16 protein-coding genes are annotated in these 22028 nt (G+C 44.9%); 7 read left to right on the top strand and 9 right to left on the bottom strand.

Annotated features, from left to right (window positions below; all coding sequences use genetic code 11):
• Positions 1-7: 7 nt before the first annotated feature.
• Positions 8-154: a transposase domain-containing protein gene (locus L8G48_RS13495; protein ID WP_348983659.1), complete on the top strand. Its 147-nt coding sequence runs from the start codon at positions 8-10 to the stop codon at positions 152-154.
• 305 nt (positions 155-459) lie between these two features.
• On the opposite strand, the gene L8G48_RS12485 is transcribed toward L8G48_RS13495, so the two are convergent.
• From L8G48_RS12485 to nhaD, 7 genes are all read right to left on the bottom strand, one after another.
• Positions 460-1689, bottom strand: a complete 1230-nt coding sequence (locus tag L8G48_RS12485) for a hypothetical protein (RefSeq protein ID WP_248264947.1) — start codon at positions 1687-1689, stop codon at positions 460-462.
• Between the two features lie 5 nt (positions 1690-1694).
• Positions 1695-2789 carry a hypothetical protein gene (locus L8G48_RS12480; RefSeq protein ID WP_248264946.1) on the bottom strand — a complete coding sequence of 365 codons (1095 nt, stop codon included), beginning with the start codon at positions 2787-2789 and terminating at the stop codon, positions 1695-1697.
• A 135-nt stretch (positions 2790-2924) separates the two neighbouring features.
• Positions 2925-5930, bottom strand: coding sequence for a DEAD/DEAH box helicase (locus tag L8G48_RS12475; RefSeq protein WP_248264945.1), 3006 nt, complete (start codon positions 5928-5930; stop codon positions 2925-2927).
• Between the two features lie 10 nt (positions 5931-5940).
• Positions 5941-6765, bottom strand: a complete 825-nt coding sequence (locus tag L8G48_RS12470) for a protein kinase domain-containing protein (protein WP_248264944.1) — start codon at positions 6763-6765, stop codon at positions 5941-5943.
• Complete coding sequence (locus L8G48_RS12465; protein WP_248264943.1) at positions 6756-8819, bottom strand: NERD domain-containing protein kinase family protein; 2064 nt, start codon at positions 8817-8819, stop codon at positions 6756-6758. The genes L8G48_RS12470 and L8G48_RS12465 overlap by 10 nt, the downstream gene beginning before the upstream one ends.
• 12 nt (positions 8820-8831) lie before the next feature.
• On the bottom strand, positions 8832-10682 hold the full coding sequence (locus tag L8G48_RS12460) for a hypothetical protein (RefSeq protein ID WP_248264942.1): 1851 nt from the start codon (positions 10680-10682) through the stop codon (positions 8832-8834).
• A 206-nt stretch (positions 10683-10888) separates the two neighbouring features.
• Positions 10889-12322 carry a sodium:proton antiporter NhaD gene (gene nhaD, locus L8G48_RS12455; RefSeq protein WP_248264941.1) on the bottom strand — a complete coding sequence of 478 codons (1434 nt, stop codon included), beginning with the start codon at positions 12320-12322 and terminating at the stop codon, positions 10889-10891.
• 276 nt (positions 12323-12598) lie between these two features.
• On the opposite strand from nhaD, the gene L8G48_RS12450 reads away from it, so the two are divergent.
• Positions 12599-14395 carry an ATP-binding protein gene (locus tag L8G48_RS12450; RefSeq protein ID WP_248264940.1) on the top strand — a complete coding sequence of 599 codons (1797 nt, stop codon included), beginning with the start codon at positions 12599-12601 and terminating at the stop codon, positions 14393-14395.
• A 14-nt stretch (positions 14396-14409) separates the two neighbouring features.
• Here L8G48_RS12450 and L8G48_RS12445 read toward each other — a convergent pair whose 3' ends face one another.
• Positions 14410-15741 (bottom strand): MFS transporter, encoded by a 1332-nt coding sequence (locus L8G48_RS12445; protein ID WP_248264939.1) that lies wholly within the window; start codon positions 15739-15741, stop codon positions 14410-14412.
• Between the two features lie 221 nt (positions 15742-15962).
• On the opposite strand from L8G48_RS12445, the gene narL reads away from it, so the two are divergent.
• The 5 genes from narL to L8G48_RS12420 all read left to right on the top strand — a co-directional run bounded on the left by narL (position 15963) and on the right by L8G48_RS12420 (position 20216).
• Positions 15963-16622 (top strand): two-component system response regulator NarL, encoded by a 660-nt coding sequence (gene narL / locus L8G48_RS12440; protein ID WP_248264938.1) that lies wholly within the window; start codon positions 15963-15965, stop codon positions 16620-16622.
• Between the two features lie 137 nt (positions 16623-16759).
• Positions 16760-18055, top strand: coding sequence for a prephenate-dependent tRNA uridine(34) hydroxylase TrhP (gene trhP, locus L8G48_RS12435; RefSeq protein ID WP_248264937.1), 1296 nt, complete (start codon positions 16760-16762; stop codon positions 18053-18055).
• Complete coding sequence (locus L8G48_RS12430) at positions 18052-18249, top strand: 4Fe-4S dicluster domain-containing protein (protein ID WP_282444927.1); 198 nt, start codon at positions 18052-18054, stop codon at positions 18247-18249. The genes trhP and L8G48_RS12430 overlap by 4 nt, the downstream gene beginning before the upstream one ends.
• 85 nt (positions 18250-18334) lie before the next feature.
• On the top strand, positions 18335-19024 hold the full coding sequence (locus L8G48_RS12425) for a helix-turn-helix domain-containing protein (RefSeq protein WP_248264936.1): 690 nt from the start codon (positions 18335-18337) through the stop codon (positions 19022-19024).
• 19 nt (positions 19025-19043) lie between these two features.
• Entirely contained in the window at positions 19044-20216 is a 1173-nt protein-coding gene (locus tag L8G48_RS12420; protein ID WP_248264935.1) for an acyl-CoA dehydrogenase, read from the top strand.
• A 17-nt stretch (positions 20217-20233) separates the two neighbouring features.
• Here the strand turns inward: L8G48_RS12420 and L8G48_RS12415 are convergent, their stop codons facing one another.
• The gene (locus L8G48_RS12415) at positions 20234-21877 is read right to left on the bottom strand and encodes a bacteriohemerythrin (protein ID WP_248264934.1); all 1644 of its coding nucleotides are present in this window, start codon (positions 21875-21877) and stop codon (positions 20234-20236) included.
• Positions 21878-22028 lie beyond the last annotated feature (151 nt).

Genomic DNA, 22028 nt, shown 5'->3' with positions numbered 1-22028 from the left:
CAGTGCCGTGCTTTACAGCCTGGTCGAAACGGCCAAGGCTAATAACCTACAACCGATTGACTACCTGATGAGCCTGTTCGGGCAGTGGCCACTTATTAACGACAGCGATAATATCGACCACCTGCTGCCCTGGAATATCGAGCTCACACGCTAGCGTCAATTATTGGCCGGTTAAATGGCCAACAAAATTGACCCACCTGGCAAATACTACGGTCAATGTGTGCTACTAGCGACGCTCACGAAAGACTCGGCAATTCCTTTCCCGTTTGTTTACTACAACGACAAAGCCTATCTATTCACTAAAAGTGACGCTACTTTAGAAATCGATATCAGATAACGGTTCGTGGCGGAGTTAATCTCCGCCACCACTATCCGTTGGGTTTATAGCGAACTCACAAACAGGAGGCCTTGGTTACACAGAGCACTTTAGTGGTTTATTTTAATTTCCTTCCGATTAACTTATCGCCGACGCAGAAGGACTGGCAACACCATAATAATAAGAATACCAAGGCTGCTCGCCCCAACCCCCCACCAGAAATCACTGGTGCGCTGTCCCTCCGGCAAAGACAATAATGTAGACAGTGCCTCCAACGGTAAAATTAACGCTGCTACTACAGAGATACTGAACAGCATTAGATTAAACTTGGAAGACTGCTCGCGCTGTTGTTCTTGGTGATGATATTCAATTTCGTTAAAGACTCGCTGCTCAAGCTCTCGCAGTTGCATACGTTTCACAACATAATCATAAAGACGCTGCGCCAGTGGGTAGCTACAGACTTGAGTGATGTTGAAAGTTTTACGGAAATTATTAATACGTTTCGTTAGTTTTTTAAATGCAGTATTGTTAGCTCGGGTAAACTCTTGCTGAAAACCATCAAACGCCATACGTTGCAATAGCCCTAATGCAAACAAGTCTACGTAGTATTGTTGGGCACTTAAGTTCATTCGCAACGCATTCGAGTCCATAGCACTGACAAAAACCAACCGGTGGTTTGACTGTAACGCCTGCCAATCAGACCAAACAGTAAACCTATTAGATGCCAACTGATCATACTCGACCTGTGACAAAGTGTACCCTGCTCGCGAGGGATCTGCGCCAGCCGACAAGTTAATCAGTAGGTCACGTTGCCTTTGCCCAGTTGTGTTTGACTCAATATGCAAACAGTACGGTAACTCATGTCCAAACCAGTCTTCTGAATAGTAGTTGTCCTCACTTAACTCTATATCGAGCAAATCCGCTAGCCACTGATGTAATGTTTTAGATTGCTCCCCAATCCGCCAATTAGGCAAGCGACTATGCTGTTTTTTTGGAAAAAAACTAACTATTTGACGCTGTAAATTATAAACCTTGTCTGTTTCTATCTCATTAGCACTAATATTTAAGTAAACCAACGCCCTATCACTTAACTGCAGCAAGGTTATGGACTGCAACTTAATGTGGTCATTGTGTTCAAGCATTAACGATTCACCCAATGCATCAGAAATATCTAGCTGCCACCGTCCTCCTGCTTGTGGTCTAAATAACTCGACCGTGGAGCGATTATAAAAGCGTCGCTGATCAGTAATGCCTTTAGTATCAAGCCCATTCGTCCAATGGACCCAGTGATGGCGTTTCAACAGTTTCTCAAGCTGCTTGGCCGTTATGTCTAAAGGTAAAACTGCGGTTGCACATAAACGAGTCATCGACATAAATCTTAATCTCCATTGGCCGGTTGCAACCATTTTTGCATAGGTTTAATACCTAGCTCATTAGCAATATTTAACAACTCCCTCTGCTCAGTCTGTGTCAATCTGCGCTGAACAAATGCCTGAAAGTTCCTGTCAATACGCTCAACACGAGGAGTTTTAAAAAAGTGCGCCTTCTTTTTATAAAACTTACTAAGCGCCAGCGCATCTTGCTGAGTTTTCTCATCTAGCTGCGATAAGTCAACGATTAACGTATTCCCTTTAAGAGCGTCAGCTGTTTTCACCGGGTAACGATAGAACGGACGTGCCGCGACATACTCAGAGCGACAACGTATAATGTTAGGCAAATATGAGGCCGTAGTAGAGCCAAGCCAACGTTTATTAACTTTACGAACAATTAACTGAATAACTCCCGGGGCATGTTCATTAACATCACTATCAGTAATTACTCCCTCTTGACTCAAAGCTTCCCTAACCCTTTCTATAGCTCGCCGTCTTGAGGCCCTAAAACCTGTTATCTGAGGTACTTTGTTGAGAGGGTAATCTCGAAAACATGATCCAAACTGCGTCCAGGCCTTTTGTGGTTGAACCTTTCCCGCAACTAATAGCTGTGCTTGTATAAAACCAGAAGCATAATCTTCTATGGACACCAACTGCTCTACTTCATCCGGTAAGTTAAGCTGCTTTTTAGTGGTATAATCCAGTGCGTTTATTTCTTTTAGCTGATTCAAGCTAATCTTTTGCTTCTCTTGCGCAACAAGAATAAATTTCAGGTCATCCTCAGTTAAATCTTGGGTGCCGATAAATCGCTTGTCGTAGGCTTCTCTCGGCAGCAACCGTTCGGTTATTCCGCAATACAATAAGCCTCGGTTTACATGTGTAACTGCTCTTCCCTGATTAAGGCTTCGAGCTCCTAACTCGGTAAGAGTGGCTACGTCGTTTTGTTCGTACAGCAAAAAACCCAAACCATATAACCCAGCCATCTTCTTATTGATATTTCTTACCGCTAGTCCGGAAAAGTGGGCTAATGCATTCGTGCTATTAACCCCTTCTTTAACTAAACTCAGCAGCATACCATCGACACCATCAAAATGATTACGCAATACCTCCTCTACGCAAACCTGAACCGACAATACCGGCAAAAACATTTGTCGATAAAACAGCATTTGACGCCCGAACTTCTCAAGCTCTTCGTAAGCACGTTCTTCGTGTTTGATCATCTCTTGAGACATTTTGTGCTATGCTCCGGTTTTTGTTCGCTTTTTTGGAAAAAATCGGAAGCCAGGTAAAATTGCGTTGCGCTCTTGTAACTGCTTGACAAGCAACTGCATGGCCTGCTTAAAATCTTTGTCCGCAGAATCTAGGTTACTTTTAGTTAAATGCGTCATCGTTTCAGTATTACCAACCATAATAACTTGTTTTTTTGCACGAGTTAGAGCCACATTGATCCGCTGCCACTCTTTTAGGAACCCAACATTGCCTCGTTTGTTAGAACGCGAGCAAGCAAAGATAATCAGTTCACGCTCTTGCCCTTGAAAGCTATCGACAGAAGCTACCAACTCACTTAGAGGAATGGAAAGCTCCGGAAACGCCTTAGTTTTCTGCAGTTGTTTTATGCGCGATTGAATTTGTTGTAAGTGTTTTCGGTAAGGCACAATGATGCCTATTTCTCGACGTTCAACAAGCTCGGGCATTTCCACAATGGCGCGTCGACAGACTTCAACTATGATATTGGTTTCCGAACGGTTACCAGAAAACTGACCTTCTTTACGCTCCTCATGGTTATTTTTAACCTCTGCGGTATCCAACCAAATGATTGGCGAAGGGCAAAAATGTAGTAACGGCTTGCTATTAATCTTATTGGCACCAGCATAATAGTTGTTCTCGTAAAATGCCTGCGAGACAAAGTCGCTAATTTCACTAGGGCACCGAAACTGCGTATCGAGCATAAACTTACGAGACTTAGGTGATTGCTCCCATAGCAACTCAAACCAACTGCGCTCGTATAGTTTCAGCTCTTCATCATCACAACCTTTTTCTTGCAGTTCCTCCAACACCTCCGGCTGCACGACCGGCCGGATCTGTTTGTGGTCGCCGACCAGAATCGCTTTTTTGCTACGAGATAAAGGCACCATCAAGTTGTGCACCTGAATCTGGCCTGCTTCATCAACTATCACGACATCAAAGTCAATATCCCGGAACATCTCTTTAGTATTAATGCCGATACAAGTTGCTCCCACCACATTGACGTGCTCTAGCAATAAAGGATATAGACTGTGTCTCCGCCGGTTGTGAATATCGTCAAACCAGTTGCTCAAAGTAGTTTGAATGCCACTTATTTTCTCTTGATAGGTACTTAACTTCCCCTTCATTAATAGGCGACCATCCGGAATACGAATATAATCCAAATAATTGCCGGGATGCTTTGCTTCAACTTTCTGCAATCGCTCAAGATATTGTGCGCACTTTTGTAGCGTCTCTTTTAATTGTTTTTCTGTTTGCTCGGACTCAATTGATAGTTCGTCATGTTGTTTCTGGTTAAAATTAAGCAGCTGAGACCATTTATTTATCTGCCTTTCTAGTCGACGTAGTTGATAACTATGCCAACCAAAAGTCAGCAGCTTCAGCAGAAATGAAGGTGACTGAGACTCGCGCTGTTGCTTTTTATGTCTGCTTAACTGTACCTGTTTGGTTAAATGTTTATGTTCGTTTAACAGTTCATCTAATTGCCTACTTTGCGTTTCCAGCCGTGTACTTAAGCTGACTTCACGCCGTTGTGCCTCATCATGCTGATTAATAGTGTCGCCGACATACTGTCGGTACTTATGAAGATAGCTAAAGAAGGACTGCGCGCTGCACAGGTAACTCTGCAGTTGTTCGCTATTCTCGAATAACTTTTTCTGTAACTCAGTGGCCTTGTTATCTAGCAAAATATCATGCAGCGACGAACTCACTTTTGTTTCATTACCAATTCGCAGGCATTCGAACTGCGGCTCATCAGCTAATCGTTCCAGTACGTTATCAACTGCTTTATTGTTTTGGGACGTCACTAAAACTCGTTGTCCATTTGCAATAAAATAACGCACCCACTCTAGAATAACTGTTGTTTTTCCGGTCCCAGGAGGCCCCAATACCAACGAATAGTCGGGTGTAGCAACTCCAGCATCAACCGCTGCCTGCTGTGATTCGGTAGGCGGGAACTCACCACCATCTACAGCTACCCGTTTTGCCTTAAAGCCTGGCGCACTGTACTCCTTTGATAGCAAAGACAACAACCAAGGGTTTTCTGTATCGCCTGATTTTAGTTGTTCAATAATAGTGTTTCGGATCTTCTGTAGTGTTGGTAATGCCATTAGCTTAAGATTACCACTAGCCGGAATTTGAGCAGCCCCAACTTGGCGTTCGATACTCACCTGAATAACAGGTTGGTCTGAACGACTTTCTAGTTCAACCACCTCCATCAGTATTTCATCTGAGTTATCACTCTCTGCACTAACCGATAACAGTTTTGGTTGCTTTTGAAGTAAACGCTCATAATCACTTTCTACTAGAGTGAGATCATAAAATTGCCGGTAGCTTTGTTTTACCGGGCTGGCTTTTATGTGTTGATAAAAAAACGCGGGCTCAAGCTGTTGATCCTGACATTCAAGTTCATACTCGGTATCGACAAACCTATGCAAGCACTCTAACATTTCAAGCTGTGTATCAGTGAGTTTTGCGTTGTTTTCCTCTACTGAATCCTGTCTAGATAAATTTCCCGCTCGCTCAATTAATTTAATGTTCAGTAATGCAAGTAATTTATCGGTGGCCACGCCACTTTTAAAGTCACTATTCTGCTGTTCTAAACTACGATAGTCTGTGCCAGAGACTATATGAACACCGTGGAAGTCGATAATAATACCATCGACCATAGCTCTTCTCTTATCTTCGTGATCCAGCAAACGAATATTTGAAGGAAACAAACGCTTGCTATTTTGGTTATTAAGCCCAACTTTAAACTGAATCCTGTAGTCCCCGACGAGCAAAACAAACACTAACTCTTCATTTTTACTGGTAAATTGCCTTAATGTTCCTCTCGTCGAACACTTAAGAAAATCTAACACCTCAGAATGCGTATATTGATGTTCTTCGGGAAGACTAAACAAGCTTGAGGGGTCGTTTTTTATCAACGCTAGTGCCAATCCATAGTCAGCAACCAATTCCTTCTGCCAAAACAAAACTTCCTTGTCTAACGATATACTCATGCTTCTTTTATTATCCTTTATTTAAACGATTCAGTTCACTTAAAAACTTAGGTAATGTTGGGCGTTTTTTTTGCTGAAATTGAGTAGCCTGTTCAAGCAGATTAAAAAGCCGCCTTGCATTAGGCGTAAAAGTAGGCAGCATTGGATAATCAGGAAAATCCCAGTCGGTATAGTCTGCATTGACACTTAAATCAGCTGGTTCGTTAGTTATTAAAAACCATAAGGCTTGCGCTAGCCCAAACACGTCTGTTTTATCAGTCACTGACTGCTGTCTCGACACATACTGTTCCGGCGCACGGAAACCAGGAGTCCCCTCTTCAACCTCGCGCTTTTGGGCTGCACTGCCTAAATCTATCACATAGACCGGATCATAAACTTTATCGCCCGTCCAAATTAAATTATCTGGCTTAATATCACGATGGTATAGCTTTTGCTGGTGCATTGACTGTAATCGCCAGCCTGCTTTGATTAGTGCACTGATGCGCTGTTTAACTTCAAACTGCTCAACCGGCTGTTGACTAAAACGCTGAGAAAAAGGTTGCCCATCAATCCAATCTATCAACAATGTAATGTATGTGCGTGTTTCATCTAAACGATGCACATGTGGCACCGCTCCAAATGGCAACCTGTTTAATACTACAACTTCCGTATTAAGTTGTTTTTTATTGATTAACGTTTTATCAAATACTTTTAACGCATAGTGATTCTGGGTCACTTTATGGCGTACATGAAACAAACTTCGACCTGCCGCAAGGTTTTCATACACCGGAACCAAGAGTTCGAGATCTGTATGAGCTAAGTCAGATTTTAATAGCTGCTGTATTGTCACTTCCATTGCCTGATTCTCTCATTTAAAACATGCATCGACGGTCGCTGTTGCGGGTTTTCATGCAAAGCTTTTTTCAGCAAATCACTATCTTGCTCAGGTAAACCAGTTTGCTCTAACAGGTTTGCAAAACCCCTGCCTTGTTGCAGTCGCACTTTCTTTGGCACATCGCCGCTTAGTACGTATGCAATGACCATCGCAACACTGTAGACATCAGCTTTGCCTGAAACTGAAGCACTGGCATCCAACACCTCTGCTGATTGATATAGACGGTCAAACTGTGTACGAGCATTAATTGGCAATGTTTTTAAGTCATCCGATTGAACCAATTCAAAATTGATTAATTGCACTGAGTTATTTGATGATAAACGAATATTGCGCGGGTTAACTGAACGCAGAACAATCGGCGGTGCGCTAAATTCACTTATCTGAGTAAGCGTAGCTAATAATTGTTGTAATATTGCTATACAGGCTTCGCGCGTCGGCGACTTTTTAAGCCAATCTATCAGTGTGGTTGGATAACCTGGCTCTAAAAAGATAATCAGGTCATTACCGTTTTGGTAGTGCCAGTAATAATATGGAATACCCTCTACTCGGTGCCTTCCCAAGCGTTGCAGAACCGGGATTTCGCGCGCTACGCGCTCTGCCGAAGCCCCCTGATCCAGACGCTTGAATGCGTCATCAATATAGCGCTTAGCCCACACCTCATCATCATAGTGAGAAGCTTCATATATTTTAAAGTAATCGCTCGATTCGCCGCTTATTTCCTGGGTAAGATCGACCGTCAACCCAGGCAAGAGATAGCCTGGATTATTTTCGGTTTCCTCTCGCTGGTGCGTAAACCGGTCCGCTATTTTCTGAATTTGCTCATCACTTAATAGTGGCTTTAGTCGCTTTCCTACCCAGCTTTTAGCGCGAGAAATTATAGCACTAACCAAATTATGCGCATCGGTAACAACCGCCTCCCCATAACTGTAAGGTAGTGGATATCGTTTACCAGCACCATCAATACACGTCGCTTGTCCGTGTGAGGATGTAAAACAAATCACCACAGTTTTCCTTGCTTCTGGAATTAATTCACCTGCTGAATTAGCAAGGTCATGCTGGAAAGTTCTTATCGCTTCGATTCCCTTTCGCACTGGGTTAGCATCGCGTACTTTAGTCGCCGGTTTAGTTGTTCTGTCCCATAACACCATCGACTTTCGCTCACTTGAATCAACATATAGCTCAACATCACCCTCATGACCTTTCACTTCAATGAAAAAAATCCCAATCGGACTAATTAGCAAAGCATCAACTTCCCGTGACGAATTTTTACCTTTAAAAAAGGGGTTTCGAACCAGTTTAGCCCCCTTCAAAACCGGGTTTGCCATGATTTGCTGTGCTAGCTGTTGGTGAACTTGACGTTCCGCAGCATCAGTTGACGGGTCGCCAATAATTACTTCGTCAACGTGACGACTGTCGCTAAATTCGTTAGTACTATCAACTGGGAAAACAATAGCGCTCCAATCATTTTCTTCTTTCAGCGCATCTAGCTTTGACTTTACATTGCGTTCGATATCGTCTAGCCGCAAACCATTATCAATAATCTTGGTGTGTGATAAACCATCGCTACATATTAAGTACTTTGTGTCATAGCTTAGTGGCAAACAGAGTCGCGATGGTATGGGGGTTAATGCTTGTCCCAATACTTCAGTTGGATGAATCATGTCTTTATCACGTAACGATTCAGCCGGCTGATAACGTTTTAGTTCATAAACGCGAATGTTACCGATTATATCAACGATAACCTCGTTTGTTTTTTTTACTGTTGCCAAGCAAAAAGCGGCTTGGCACTTGTGCTTTGCTAATAGAGCATTTAATTCATCAATGATGACTTCAGGTCGAAACAAACGGTTTTCAGGCTGTTCTTGTAACCATTCCCGACATAGTTTCACTGCATGCTCTGGTAGCGCCCCGGAGACACCATCTAACAACACCAGTTGCCGCTGGCTAGGATGTGACCACACCATGTCACCTCGATTAAAACTGCCAATAAAGTGTTTAAAAACTAGCGAGTTCATCGGTTTTCCCTACTAGTGAAATGCAAAGGGCAAACTAGCGCTTACTTCACGCATAATCTGCTCAACAGTATAAGACTGTGGTGTCGCACACTGCATTTTGTCTCGCACCAAACTGATATGCTCCGAAATGGTCATTAGAGTCGAACCTTGCGCTTGTTGCTGAGCTATACCGACAGCTTCAGTCGCCCACTCTATTGCCTCGTCTGTAGACTTTTGCAGTGGTGATTGCCATAAAATTAACGCTCTATAAAAGTTAATCAGTGCCCACGGGTGACCCAGCCCCTTTTGCCAACTAGATTTCTGCGACCAATAAGCCCTTGCAACACTAGCTAGACTATTTGGGATTTTGATACAAGCGCGTAGCAATAAATAATGGGTAAAGCGGTCGTTTATTTCGCCACGAGCCAAGCTAACAGCTAAATTACGCAAACTAGCTACTGACTCCGTCGCTAAGGCTTGAGAAAGTGCTTTGTTAGCTACCTCAATGTCATTGTCACTATCCATTAGCCAAAGAGCTTGATAATGCCGTGTTTGTTGGCATTGTTTTTGCGCTTGTTTTAGATCTTTTAGTTCAGCAAACTCACTCAAGCTTTCCTCAAAATATGCTTCAGCTTGCAGGTCACCCAAGAAGGCATAAACCTGGCCGGCACTTGACAGTAATTTGGCATAATTTTCTTTACCAAGAACTATTTTCGGTAATCTAAGCCATTGCTCGGCAACCAACTTAGCTGTTCCGAACTCAAAAGCGTTGCAATAGGTAACGATAATTCGCAGAGCCACTTCACAGCAGAGTTGAGCGTCTTCGTCGAGTAGCTGGTCAGCGAGTGTTTCTGCTTTTTTGGCAATATTTTTAGCCACCTTGCCCATGTGGTTTGAGGCCGAAAGCTGAATACTCAACAATTGGAGTCTCTGAAGAGGTGGCAAGTCAGCTGGAGCATGACGGGCTAACCATTGACACGCATAATATAGTTCGTATGGATGATAGCTTTTCTGTTGCTGTTGTTGCTGGCTATAAACTAGATACTGGAGCCAGCGGGAGTAATCTTCTTTGCAGTACTCTCCAAGTGTTTGTAAACTCTCGGACAGTGCTGTATCTCGTATTGTTTTCGGCTCGATACCAGACATTGCATACCAATCTTCAGGTTCTAGCTTTTGTCGATGGTTAAGTGCTAAAAATAATCTCTCTATACGGTGAGAGTCGTCCTCTATCAGGCATTGCTCATTCAACCCCGAAGATTCAAGAAAACGTTTATTAATAAGCTTAGGACTTCCCCATAGATAAGCAAGACTGTCAACGTAACCATTATAAAGATGACCAGCTTTATCAATTACTTCTAACCTAAGATTGAGTTGACCCAAGCGCTTGGGGGATAATAAACGCATCTCATTTTGTAGTGTTTCAGCTAAAGCCCTCATGTCCGTACCTGCCGAATATGGCGCTCGTTGCTCGATAAAAACTTTAACAGTCACGGCTTTTCCAGAGGCAGGCAATAAAGTAAGAATCCAGCGAGTTAGTAGTTCAACCGTATTAATCCAGCCGTAACCCTCTAGCTCCTCATTTTTTACGGTCGCACCAATAATTCCTACCCGATGCTGTATTAAGTTACTAACAATATGATGCACAGTAGCGGGATCACTTTGAGTTGCGTGAAACACTTTAGGTAGTTGCGGCAATTTCTTCTGTTCAGGAAGAAGCAAACCAACAACTTTGCCAACTTCATGACTGGACTCAGGTAAATCTCGTGCCTTTGCACTAAACTGAGAGCCAGTTTCATCAATGAGTAGGTGCCATACTTGAGCTACTTCAAGGCTCAAAATGCTGCTGGGGTGATTAAGCTGAAATACTGCCACGACAACTTCCATGAATAATGAATTGCTTCCTTGCAACCAATATAAGCTAAGCCATCAAAGGTTTCAAACCAAGGGAAAGGACGTCGAGTGGTTAAGGTTTCCGGCTCAGAGAGTGTGTGGCGCCAGGGACGGCGCCACCCAAGCCCCCAGGGATGGGTTCACGGCGTCTCTCTGAGCACAACAGGCCTTTTCCGAGAAAGCCTTTCCATTCTTCCCCCCTAGCTGAGGAAGGTAGCTTTGTTTAGCCAGAGGTGGAGCAGTATGCTTGCTGCGTAACCTATTGCAATTACTGGTGCCCATTTCAGGTGAGAGATAAAGGTGTAATAACCTCGGGCTTGCCCCATTAACGCCACGCCTGATGCTGAACCCATTGATAACAAACTACCACCGGTACAACAGGCCAGTGTTATCAATAACCAGTGTCCTGTGGACATGTCAGGGTCCATTGAGAGCACCGCAAACATGACCGGAATGTTATCCACAATAGCGGAGATAACACCGAGAATACTATTGGCTATGGTAGGGTCTAAGTTGCCATACAATGAATGAGACAGTAAGCCCAGATACCCCATAAAGCCTAAACCGCCCACACACAGAACGATTCCGTAAAAAAACAGTAACGTATCCCATTCTGCGCGCGACACCCGGCTGAAAACATCAAATGGCACAACACCACCCAGTTGCTTCAGGCGCTTTTGATCACCTTCGCGTTCAGCCATGGCTCGTTTGCGAGCCAGTGAGCCCGGTAAGGTCATACGCAGGAAGTAACCGAAAAACTGTAAGTAACCCAGGCCCATCATCATGCCCAACACCGGCGGTAATTCCAGCCAGATATGGCATGCAACGGCTGTTGCAACGGTCAATAAGAACAAGAACGTAATGCGCAAAGCGCCGCGTTTAAGTTCTACCTCAGTATGCAGTGTTGTCGGGCTTTTGTTCTCAATAAAGAAGCTCATGATAATGGCCGGGATAAGGAAATTAACCAACGCCGGTAAAAACAACTGCAGGAACTCAATAAAATCGACTTTGCCGGACTGCCACACCATCAGTGTTGTAATATCCCCAAAGGGGCTAAAGGCACCGGCCGCATTAACCGCAACAACAATGCTTGAGCAGCAAAGCGCAATGAACTTGGTATTGCCCTCAGCCACTTTCATGACCACAGCCGACATCAACAGGGCCGTCGTCAGGTTATCCGCAATGGGTGAAATAAAAAACGCTAAAAGACCGGTTATCCAAAATAGTTTCCGGAAAGTGAAGCCTTTTTTGAGCAGCCACGCGCTGAGCGCATCGAATAAACGCCGCTCTTCCAGAGCATTGATGTAGGTCATGGCTACCAGCAAAAACAACATCAACTCTGCAAATTTTAACAAATTCTCGCGAAACGCTTCCTCCGCCAGTGCCGCGTTTTCGCCACTGTAAACAAAGCCTATGAGTATCCAGATAATTCCCGCCGCAACCAACACCGGCTTGGACTTGCGCATGTGGAGTTTTTCTTCACCCATCACTAAAATATAAGCGAGAATAAAAATGACGATGGCCGCGTAGCCAACGGTCGAGGAGGTCAGATCGATACGGTCAGCAGAGGGTTCCGCAGCCAGTACTGGTACCGAAAACAACAGCGAAATAACGGTAAACAGCAATTTTTTCATAGCGTTTTTTCAGCGCAGCTCATACTCAATGAATAAACTGCACCAACTCTCCTTGCGGGTTAGTAGTGAAGGGTTAAAAGTGTTTGATTATTCCTGCAGGAATTTTGGCGCGGAGATTACCACGAAAGTTGAATTCTGAGAGCCATAGAAAGAGGGAAAATCAATCCCTCTCTGTAAGCATTTTGTGCCACTTCTCCTTAGCTTACTTCGGCCGATGTTCCCCTCTTTCGAAATGCTATATCATATACCGGAACTTTTACCTGGATGTCACCCGGAATGATACGCAACGCTTCTATTATTAATGTCTTCAGAGTATCGCTTGCGCTTATCGTGATTGTTGCCAGCGCCTCCTCTTTATCCGCATTCTGGCTTTTAGAAAAATCAGAGCAGGACGCTGAATTAATTAACGTTGCCGGTTCACATCGAATGAAAGCTTATGAACTTGCGTCACAGCTATCCACCGGTAAAAGTACTGAAACAAGCAAAACCGTACAAGAAATAGAAGCTCTCTGGCAACAACCTCTGCTTAACAGCCACTTTATAAAAGCCAACGGCAGTGTTAAACAACTCGCTGAAGATGCTCAGGCTGAATGGCAGCGTATCCGTTCAACAATAACCGAACGTGACTTTGTTGGTTTTTCACAACAGCAGAGTCATGCAATAGACAACTATGTTGATCAGTTAGATACTCTGGTTGGTCAGTTACAACGACTCTCCGAGCAACGCATGGAATTCGTTCGAAGCTCTCTGGCTTTAGCATCCTTTTTTATTGTTGCCATATTTTTCTTTTTACTCACCGTACTAAAACAAAAGGTCAATCAACCACTGAGACACTTATTAGCCGTGTCCAAACGTTTAGGTCAGGGTGATTTCACCGCGAAGTCAAAAATTGATAATGACGACGAGATAGGTCAACTGTCCCGCACCCTGAATAAAATGTCAGAAACGGTCAGTTACTTTTACGGCGGCCTTGAACGGCGGGTAGAACAGCAAACTCAGGAGTTATCGCGTAAAAATAAAGTCTTGTCCTTTTTGTACGATACCGCCCGTTCCATTATCGTGCACAGTTACGACTACAATAATTATCAGGCCGTTATCGAAAAGCTGTATGAGGTTGGCGAAGTCGGTGATATTGAATTGTGCCTGCTGACTGAGGAAGGCAGCAGACCGTTTTTGCAACTGCAACCACGACCGAATTCGCATGAACCCTGCGAAGCAGGAGACTGTGCAACCTGCATTAAAGCAGGGCCTGGTGCTTCTGTTATAGATGGCAAACTGGTCTATCGCTTTGTTCTAAAAAGGGACGATCAAAACTACGGTGTATTAATTGTCCGCTGCGAGCAGGAACAGCCCCTGTCGCCCTGGCAACAGCAGCTTATGAGCTCTACGGCTGATCAACTCGCGCTGTCGCAGAGTCTTAAATCGGAAGAAGAACAGGTGCGACGACTGGCGTTAATGCACGAGCGCACGGTTATTGCCCGTGAACTGCACGATTCACTGGCACAAGCTTTGTCTTACTTAAAAATACAGGTGACTCGTTTACACAAGGGTATTGAAAAAAACGACCGGGCGACTATTGACGATGTCAGCAATGAACTGAAAGAAGGTTTGAATTCCGCCTATCGTCAGTTACGGGAACTGCTCACAACCTTCCGCTTAAAAGTTGATGGTTCAGGCCTTTACAGTGCATTGCAGACAACGGTTAAACAGTTAACCGAGCAAAGTAATATGACCGTTCAACTGGATTATCGTCTAAATAATGTTCCGCTGGTACCACATGAAGAAATTCATCTACTGCAGATTATTCGGGAAGCGAGCCAAAATGCAGTTAATCACAGTAAAGGGAGCCAAGTCTCTATTAGTCTGTCGCAACCCAGCGGACAGGACATAGAACTTAAAATCACTGATGATGGCATTGGTTTACCTGAGAATGCTGAAAAAGTGAACCATTATGGATTAGCGATTATGCAAGAGCGCAGCCGTAACCTGGATGGTGACATCCATATTTCACGAATAGAAAGTGGCGGTACCGAGGTTCGGTTCACCTTTACGCCGGACTATTTATTGCAGTAGCTCATTGCACTGAGTTACGGGTTGTAACACTGCCCACGCCGGCGTAAATAGATAAAGCCATTTAATAATAACCCGATGACATAAAAAATAATAAAGTCGATATAAACGGTATCCATATTTTGAGACTGCAGAGCCCAGGCAAAACGTAGCAGTAAATAAACGGCTCCTAGCATAGCGATGATTCCCGCCCAGGTTAATATTCTGTGCGTATAAGTTCGGGGGAAAATCTTTTTCATACTGACAACCACCGAGCCATTACCCAAGGCACTGGTGAAAATTAAACCTAACATGCTGATGAAAAAAGGTTCAAAATAAAGCTCAGTAACGCCATGTTGCGCAAAATACAGATAACGACCTGCCATAGCAGCAAATATCATCATTAACAGTAAACTCAGTTGTGTCACCAGAGCACCGCCAAAAACTTTCGCCAACCATTGTCCGAAAGGCCTCGCTAAAAGTGCAATAAAAGACCCCATCCACACCAGAGTTAATGTGCTATAGCCAAAAATAAATTCCAGCACCAGCGGCAACGCCATGGTAAAACCAATAAAGCTACCAAAAGTCATATTGTATAAAATACTGCAGTACCAAGCATGCCCATTATGAGTCAGTAACTGACTGATAGTGACTTTGGGTAATAATTGTTTTTGGTTTGCGGACAAAGCAGCTACACCACTGAAAATTGCAGCTATGCAAAATAAAATAGCCCAGACAAAACTAAAATTATTTAGCAGAATAGGACGACCCGCTTCAATGCGAGAGAAAAAATGCCCGCTACTTTGCTCAAGTATCAGTGCGGAATCCATTGCCGATAGTTGCCAGGTAGCCACTAAAGGGACAATCAACTGAGTCAGAAACAAAGAAAATATCATCATACCAACAACCAGGTTCATAGATAATGGCAGCGAAATCATAAGCTTAGGCTGGCGAGTTAAATCGAATGCCGGAGTAAACATCATACAGCCAATACCTGACAGGGCTGCCAGGACAATCAATACTGGATAAGTCACCTGAATCGCTGAAAATTGCGTGAAGCTGTTAATACAGACCAATGACATTAAGGTTGCTACCAACGCAGGCATCCACCGCCCCAGAATATTGGCAAGCAATGCACCTACAAGCTTCGATATTGCACCGCTGGCACCGGCTATGGCAACCAACAAAAACAGCTGAGTGGCGGTTAGATCACTATTGGATTTGGCCAACAACACAACGATGACACTCCAGCTTCCCCAGAACGTCACACCAAGCACTAGTACGCTAAGCGTTAACCCGCGAAAAAACACGTAAGACCCAAACCACTCACGTAAATTGCTCAATGTATTAGCAACGGAAGCTTTATTCATAAAGTTGCCACTCGTGGTTATATTCAAAGACCAGAGACTGTGCAACTACGGCCGTCTCGATACAACTCACATCAAGAGTTACTTTTAGGTTTATTATTGGGTAAACCATTACCTATTTCTGGGTAGAATTTTATTCAAAAGTGTAAGTCCTGCTTGTCTTCGATGAATTTATACACAAGCTATGTCAAACTAATCAGGTTAAATTTACCGGGGAGAAAACGATGACAACCGAAGCGGCCAGCATTATGTTAGTGGATGATCACCCACTGCTGCGCAAAGGACTCAAGCAGCTCATTGCAATGGAAGATGACATGATCGTTGTCGCCGAAGCCAGTAACGGACCCGAAGCCTTGCTGTTAGCAGAAGAGCACGACCCCGACCTGATTGTTCTGGACTTGAACATGCAAGGCATGGATGGCATCGAAACCCTGAAAAGACTCCGTGACTCAGGCGTGACTTCCCGCATTATTATGCTCACAGTCAGTGACGCGGACGATGATGTCGTTGCAGCAATAACCAATGGTGCTGACGGCTACCTGCTAAAAGACATGGAACCAGAACTGCTGCTTGAACAAATTCATCGCGCGGTTACCGGCAAAATGGTACTCAGCGAAGCCATTACCGAAATACTGGCGTCAGCGCTGCGCCAGCCTACACAATCAGACACCTCGCAGTTGAGTAACTTGACCAATCGCGAGCATGAAATTTTAAGTTTAATTGCCAAAGGTATGAGCAATAAGGTCATTGCCCGCGAACTGGATATTTCAGATGGCACAGTTAAAGTGCACGTAAAACACTTGTTGAAGAAACTGGGGCTGCGCTCCCGGGTTGAAGCCGCCGTATGGATGGTTAATCTGCAGGGTAATAAAGCGTCTCAATAATTGCTGATAAAAATCGTCCATAATTAAGAGGGTACGTTGCCAAAACCGACCCTCACTCCTTCTTCTTGATTCACGTCAATCTCTGCCTTTCCGGATTCTGCTAATCTTTAGCGTTAATTTGGTCATACAGGTGCCCTATGTCAGCCGCAGATTTTCGTCCTGAGTTACTTTGCCCTGCCGGTAGCCCCGATGCTATGCGTATGGCTTTTGCCTACGGTGCCGATGCCGTCTATGCTGGCGAACCCCGCTATAGCCTGCGGGTGCGCAATAACAGCTTTACCCTGGAGAATTTAGGTGAGTGCATTAACCAAGCCCATCAACAGGGAAAGCGCTTTTATGTGGTCGTCAATATTGCTCCGCACAACGCCAAGCTTGCTCGGTTTGTTGAACATATCTGTACCATTGTCGCCATGAAACCCGATGCGTTGATCGTGTCAGATCCGGGCGTTGTTATGCTGCTGCAACAGTACTTTCCCAGGCAACCTCTGCATTTATCCGTACAAGCCAACACCGTGAACTGGGCTGCACTTCAGTTCTGGCAACAACAAGGCATTGAGCGCGTTATCTTGTCGCGCGAGCTGGGCCTTAAAGAAATTGCTGAAATGCGCCGCCAGGTACCGAATATGGAAGTAGAAGTGTTCGTACACGGCGCCTTGTGTATGGCCTATTCCGGGCGCTGTTTGTTGTCCGGCTATATGAACAAGCGCGACCCTAATCAGGGTGCCTGCACCAATGCCTGCCGCTGGGGTTATGAGGTGCACGAAGCCAAAGAAAACGCGGTGGGTCAATATGAGCCGGTGTTACTTGGCGACCCCAAAAGGCCACAAGACTTAATGTTGCTGGATGAAGACATACACGGCTCCTATATCATGAACTCTAAAGACTTGCGTGCGGTTGAATATGTGCAGGATTTAGTTGAGATGGGGGTGCACTCCTTAAAAATTGAAGGCCGCACTAAGTCGGACTATTACATTGCCAGAACGGCTCAGGTCTATCGCCGCGCCATTGACGATGCCGTGGCCGGAAAGCCTTTTAATAACGAACTGCTCAGCGAACTGGAAGGTATGGCAAACCGCGGATTCACCGCCGGCTTCTTACAACGCCATACGCCACAAGATTTACAAAATTACGAACGTTCACACAGCGAGGGTGAGCACATTCTGGTGGGCCAGTTAATGGCAGAAGCTGACAACAACCTTTACCAGGTAGAGGTAAAGAATGGTTTTTCCGTTGGTGATGAGCTGTTGCTGATGACGCCGAAAGGCAACTATCCGTACCAGCTCGCCCGCATGGAGTCATTGAAAGATGAAGCCATGATCCGCGCGCCCGGCTCCGGCTATCAAGTCAAAGTTCAGACACCTGTCACTCTGGAAAGCTCTGATATTCCCTTTTGTTTTCTGATAAAAGCAGCAACCGTGAGGAAAGTAGCATGATTGTCATTAACGACGGCTGTATCAACTGTGATGTTTGTGAACCAGAATGTCCAACTGAAGCGATTTCTATGGGCGACAGTATTTACGAAGTGAACCAGGACAAATGTGTTGAGTGCGAAGGTTATTACGATACCCCAAACTGCTACGCCGTTTGTCCGGTAGAGGCGGTTGATATTCTACAAGATAAGGAGTAGCTGCCCTCCCCCTTAAGAGGTAGATTAATTGGCGAAGGGGTTTTGTATAGTGAACGGGATCAATAATTCAGCGGATGAGATAACTATGCGTAGCCCAATTCAATGTAGCCAGTGCAGCATGCAATCAATTTGCGTACCCGCCGGTTTAGTTCCTACTGATGTCGAGATTCTTGATAAATGCAGCCGCGAGCCTCATTTGTATAACAAGCGCAATGTTATTTTTAACGAAGGCCAGAAACTCAACTCAGTCTTTGCAATAAAAAGCGGCTCAGTGAAATGCTACACCATTGACAGCAACGGAAAACAACAAATTACCAGCTTCCATATGGTTGGCGACATTGTCGGTCTGGAAAGCTTAGCCAGCGGTTCAGCAGCGACATACTGCGAAACCATGGAAACCTCAATGCTGTGCGAGATCAAACTGATTAAACTTTTTGCACAGGAACTGCCAAAAGTTGAGAGTAACCTGCTACAGCTTATGAGCCGCCGTTTAGCCAATTGCAGCAAGCACTACTTAAATATTGTGAATACCAGTGCGGAACAAAAAGTTGTCGCTTTTTTGCTTTCAATCAGCACGCATATGCATCAACATGGGCTGTCTCGTAGTGAGTACCGATTGCCGATGACCCGCACTGACATTGCCAACTACCTCGGTCTGGCAGTAGAAACGGTGAGCCGTATATTTACCGCTTTGAAAGAGCAGCAGCTAATTAACACTGAGCAATCCATTCTCACCATTAATGACTTTACAGCTCTGGAGCGTCGAGTCGCTTAATATTTTTGCAGGAGGTTAAATGTCATCCGCTGGTTTTAACTGGTCCGATCCGCTTAACTGGCAAAACGCTTTGTCAGACGAAGAGAAAATGATTCAGCAAAGCGCACACCAGTACGCTCAGGAAAAACTGATGCCGCGTGTACTGGAGGCCAACCGCAATGAAAACTTTGATCGCAACATTATGAATGAGCTGGGTGAGGTAGGCTTGTTAGGTTCAACCTTACCGGAAGAATACGGTGGCAGCGGCGTGAATCATGTCATTTATGGTCTTATTGCCCGCGAAATTGAACGGGTCGACAGCGGTTACCGCAGCGCCATGAGTGTACAGTCATCATTGGTCATGCACCCTATCTATACTTTCGGTACGGAAGCGCAACGCAAAAAATACTTACCTAAGTTAGCCAGCGGTGAATGGGTTGGCTGCTTCGGTCTGACTGAACCGGATTCCGGCTCTGACCCGGCCAGTATGCGCACCGTCGCTAAGCGCACAGACAATGGTTATGTGCTGTCGGGTTCAAAAATGTGGATAACCAACTCGCCTATCGCTGACGTGTTCGTCGTCTGGGCGAAACTCGACGGTGAGATTAGAGGGTTTGTACTGGAAAAAGGCATGAAAGGCCTGAGCGCCCCTAAAATTGACGGCAAATTTTCTCTACGCGCTTCCATTACCGGCGAAATTGTTATGGACGGCGTAGAAGTTGCCGAAGATCATATATTCCCCGAAGTGAAAGGCTTAAAAGGTCCGTTTAACTGCCTGAATAAAGCCCGCTACGGTATTGCCTGGGGCTCACTGGGTGCCGCTGAATTCTGCTGGCACGCCGCACGCCAATATACGCTTGAGCGCAGCCAGTTTGGCCGCCCATTGGCCGCTAACCAGTTAATACAGAAAAAACTGGCGGATATGCAGACTGAAATAAGCCTGGGTTTATTAAGCTGCCTGCAGGCCGGACGCGAACTTGATAAAGGTACGCTGCATCCAACCGCCATTTCGCTGATTAAGCGCAACAGTTGCGGTAAGGCACTCGATATTGCCCGGACCGCAAGAGACATGCACGGCGCAAATGGTATCGCCGATGAATACCACGTAATACGCCATGTTATGAATTTGGAAACGGTCAACACCTACGAAGGAACGCATGACATCCACGCTCTGATCCTTGGCCGGGCACAAACTGACATTCCGGCCTTTTGAGCAGCTAGAAAAGGGGGTTAACTTACCCCCTTACTCTGCAAGTCCTTCTTATAAGCCATATCGCTTTTCATAATATGATTCATTAACCAGGCTTTGACGAATTCTAGGAGTTCATCAATCACATCTTCGTGGTTATCTACTCGCCGCTTAAACCGCATAACATCCTCAACCAGGGCTTTATGTTTAAGCTTATGATTCGCCAAATCCGGATAGTTGTGGCGCTCCATTAGAAGCTCTTCGTAGTTAAAGTGCGTGGCTGTGTAGTTAATCAATGATCCAACCAGACGTTGTACTGAATGCGTGTCCCCTGATCTCAGCTTCAATCGATAAAGTTCATTCGCAATATAAATGAGTCGTTTATGCTGCCGATTAATTTCTTCAATACCAACGTCGAGCTTCGGCGACCAGTCAATAAGCGTTTCCTGCTCGGACAGGCGTTTATCCATAACTGGCTGCTCAATAAAGTAACGGTCCCCTAAAGACTTAATTTCTCCCCCAAGCGAGGTTAATTGAGCTGAACTGTCCAATGCCGACTGTGACAATTTATTGACTTCTTTTGCACTCAGTGTCAGTGAATTAATATTGCTGCGAATGTCCTGAGTGACCGCGGACTGCTCTTCTGCCGCCGATGCGATCTGGGTATTAAAATCATGAATAACACAGACTTTACTGACAATATCCTGCAATGCCTGAGAAGCATGTTTTGAATGTTCACTTGTTTGTGACGCCAGGGTTTGATTTTTTTCCATAGCACCAACCGCATTTTGCGTGTTGTTTTCTAGCCGCCCCAGAACGGTCTGTATTTCGCCGGTAGATGATTGCACCCGTTTAGCCAGTTGCCGCACTTCATCAGCGACAACCGCAAACCCTTTTCCCGATTCACCAGCACGGGCCGCTTCAATAGCGGCGTTTAAAGCCAGTAAATTGGTCTGATCCGCAATATCATTAATGGTCATCAGAATGTTTGAAATAGCCTGACTGTCTTGAGTCAGAGTCTCAATAACCCGTTGAGAGTCCGACACTTCGCTGAGCAAAGTGTGAATAGACTGTGACATGATTTTCATTGTCTGCTGCCCTTTGTCAGCCGATGCCAGGGTGTTTTGTGCTTCTGTCGCGGCTTGTTGCGTTGATTGAGAGACTTCACCCACGGCTGACGTCATTTGCTCAACAGCAGACGCCGCATTCTCCATCTGTTCAGCTTGTTCATTGGCTTTATCCGCCAGCACTTTTATCGATTGATAGTTGTTTGCTCCTAACTCATTCATGCCACTGCTTGAATGTCGGATAGCATCAACTGAGTAACTGGTTTCTATTGCAATGTTATTTAATGACTCCAGCATGGCACCCAATTCATCGCGACTGTCTGGTTTCATCACCGTATTCAAGTCGCCATTAACCAATTGTTTGGCCAGGTATACGGTGCGCTCAAGAGAACGCTGAAGAGAGTAGTACAAACTGGTGAACAACATTAAAGCAAACACCGCATAAATTGTATTGATGACTATTTCCTGAACAGGCTCAACCACACCAGACGCATTAATTCTTAAAACAATCAAAAGCGGTAAAAATAACGATATACCCATAACCCAAAATTTACCTCGAAAACTCATTACCGAGAAAACTTTCTGGACAGGGCGAGTTAACCAATCAAGCCACTTCATAACCACTCCACTTCAGGAAAACCGACAACCACAAACGGGTCATTTTGCCTGTTTATCGACATTAGTTACATGAAATATAAGGTTCTTGCTGACTAGGTCATTAAAACTTGATGACGATCAATAAACTCCCGGGCTCATTAGCGTCACCCTG

The organism is Idiomarina aminovorans (assembly GCF_023155095.1).
GTDB lineage: Bacteria > Pseudomonadota > Gammaproteobacteria > Enterobacterales > Alteromonadaceae > Idiomarina > Idiomarina aminovorans.
The sequence above is the reverse complement of the archived record's forward strand: the minus strand, read 5'-3'. Positions and strand labels throughout refer to the sequence as shown.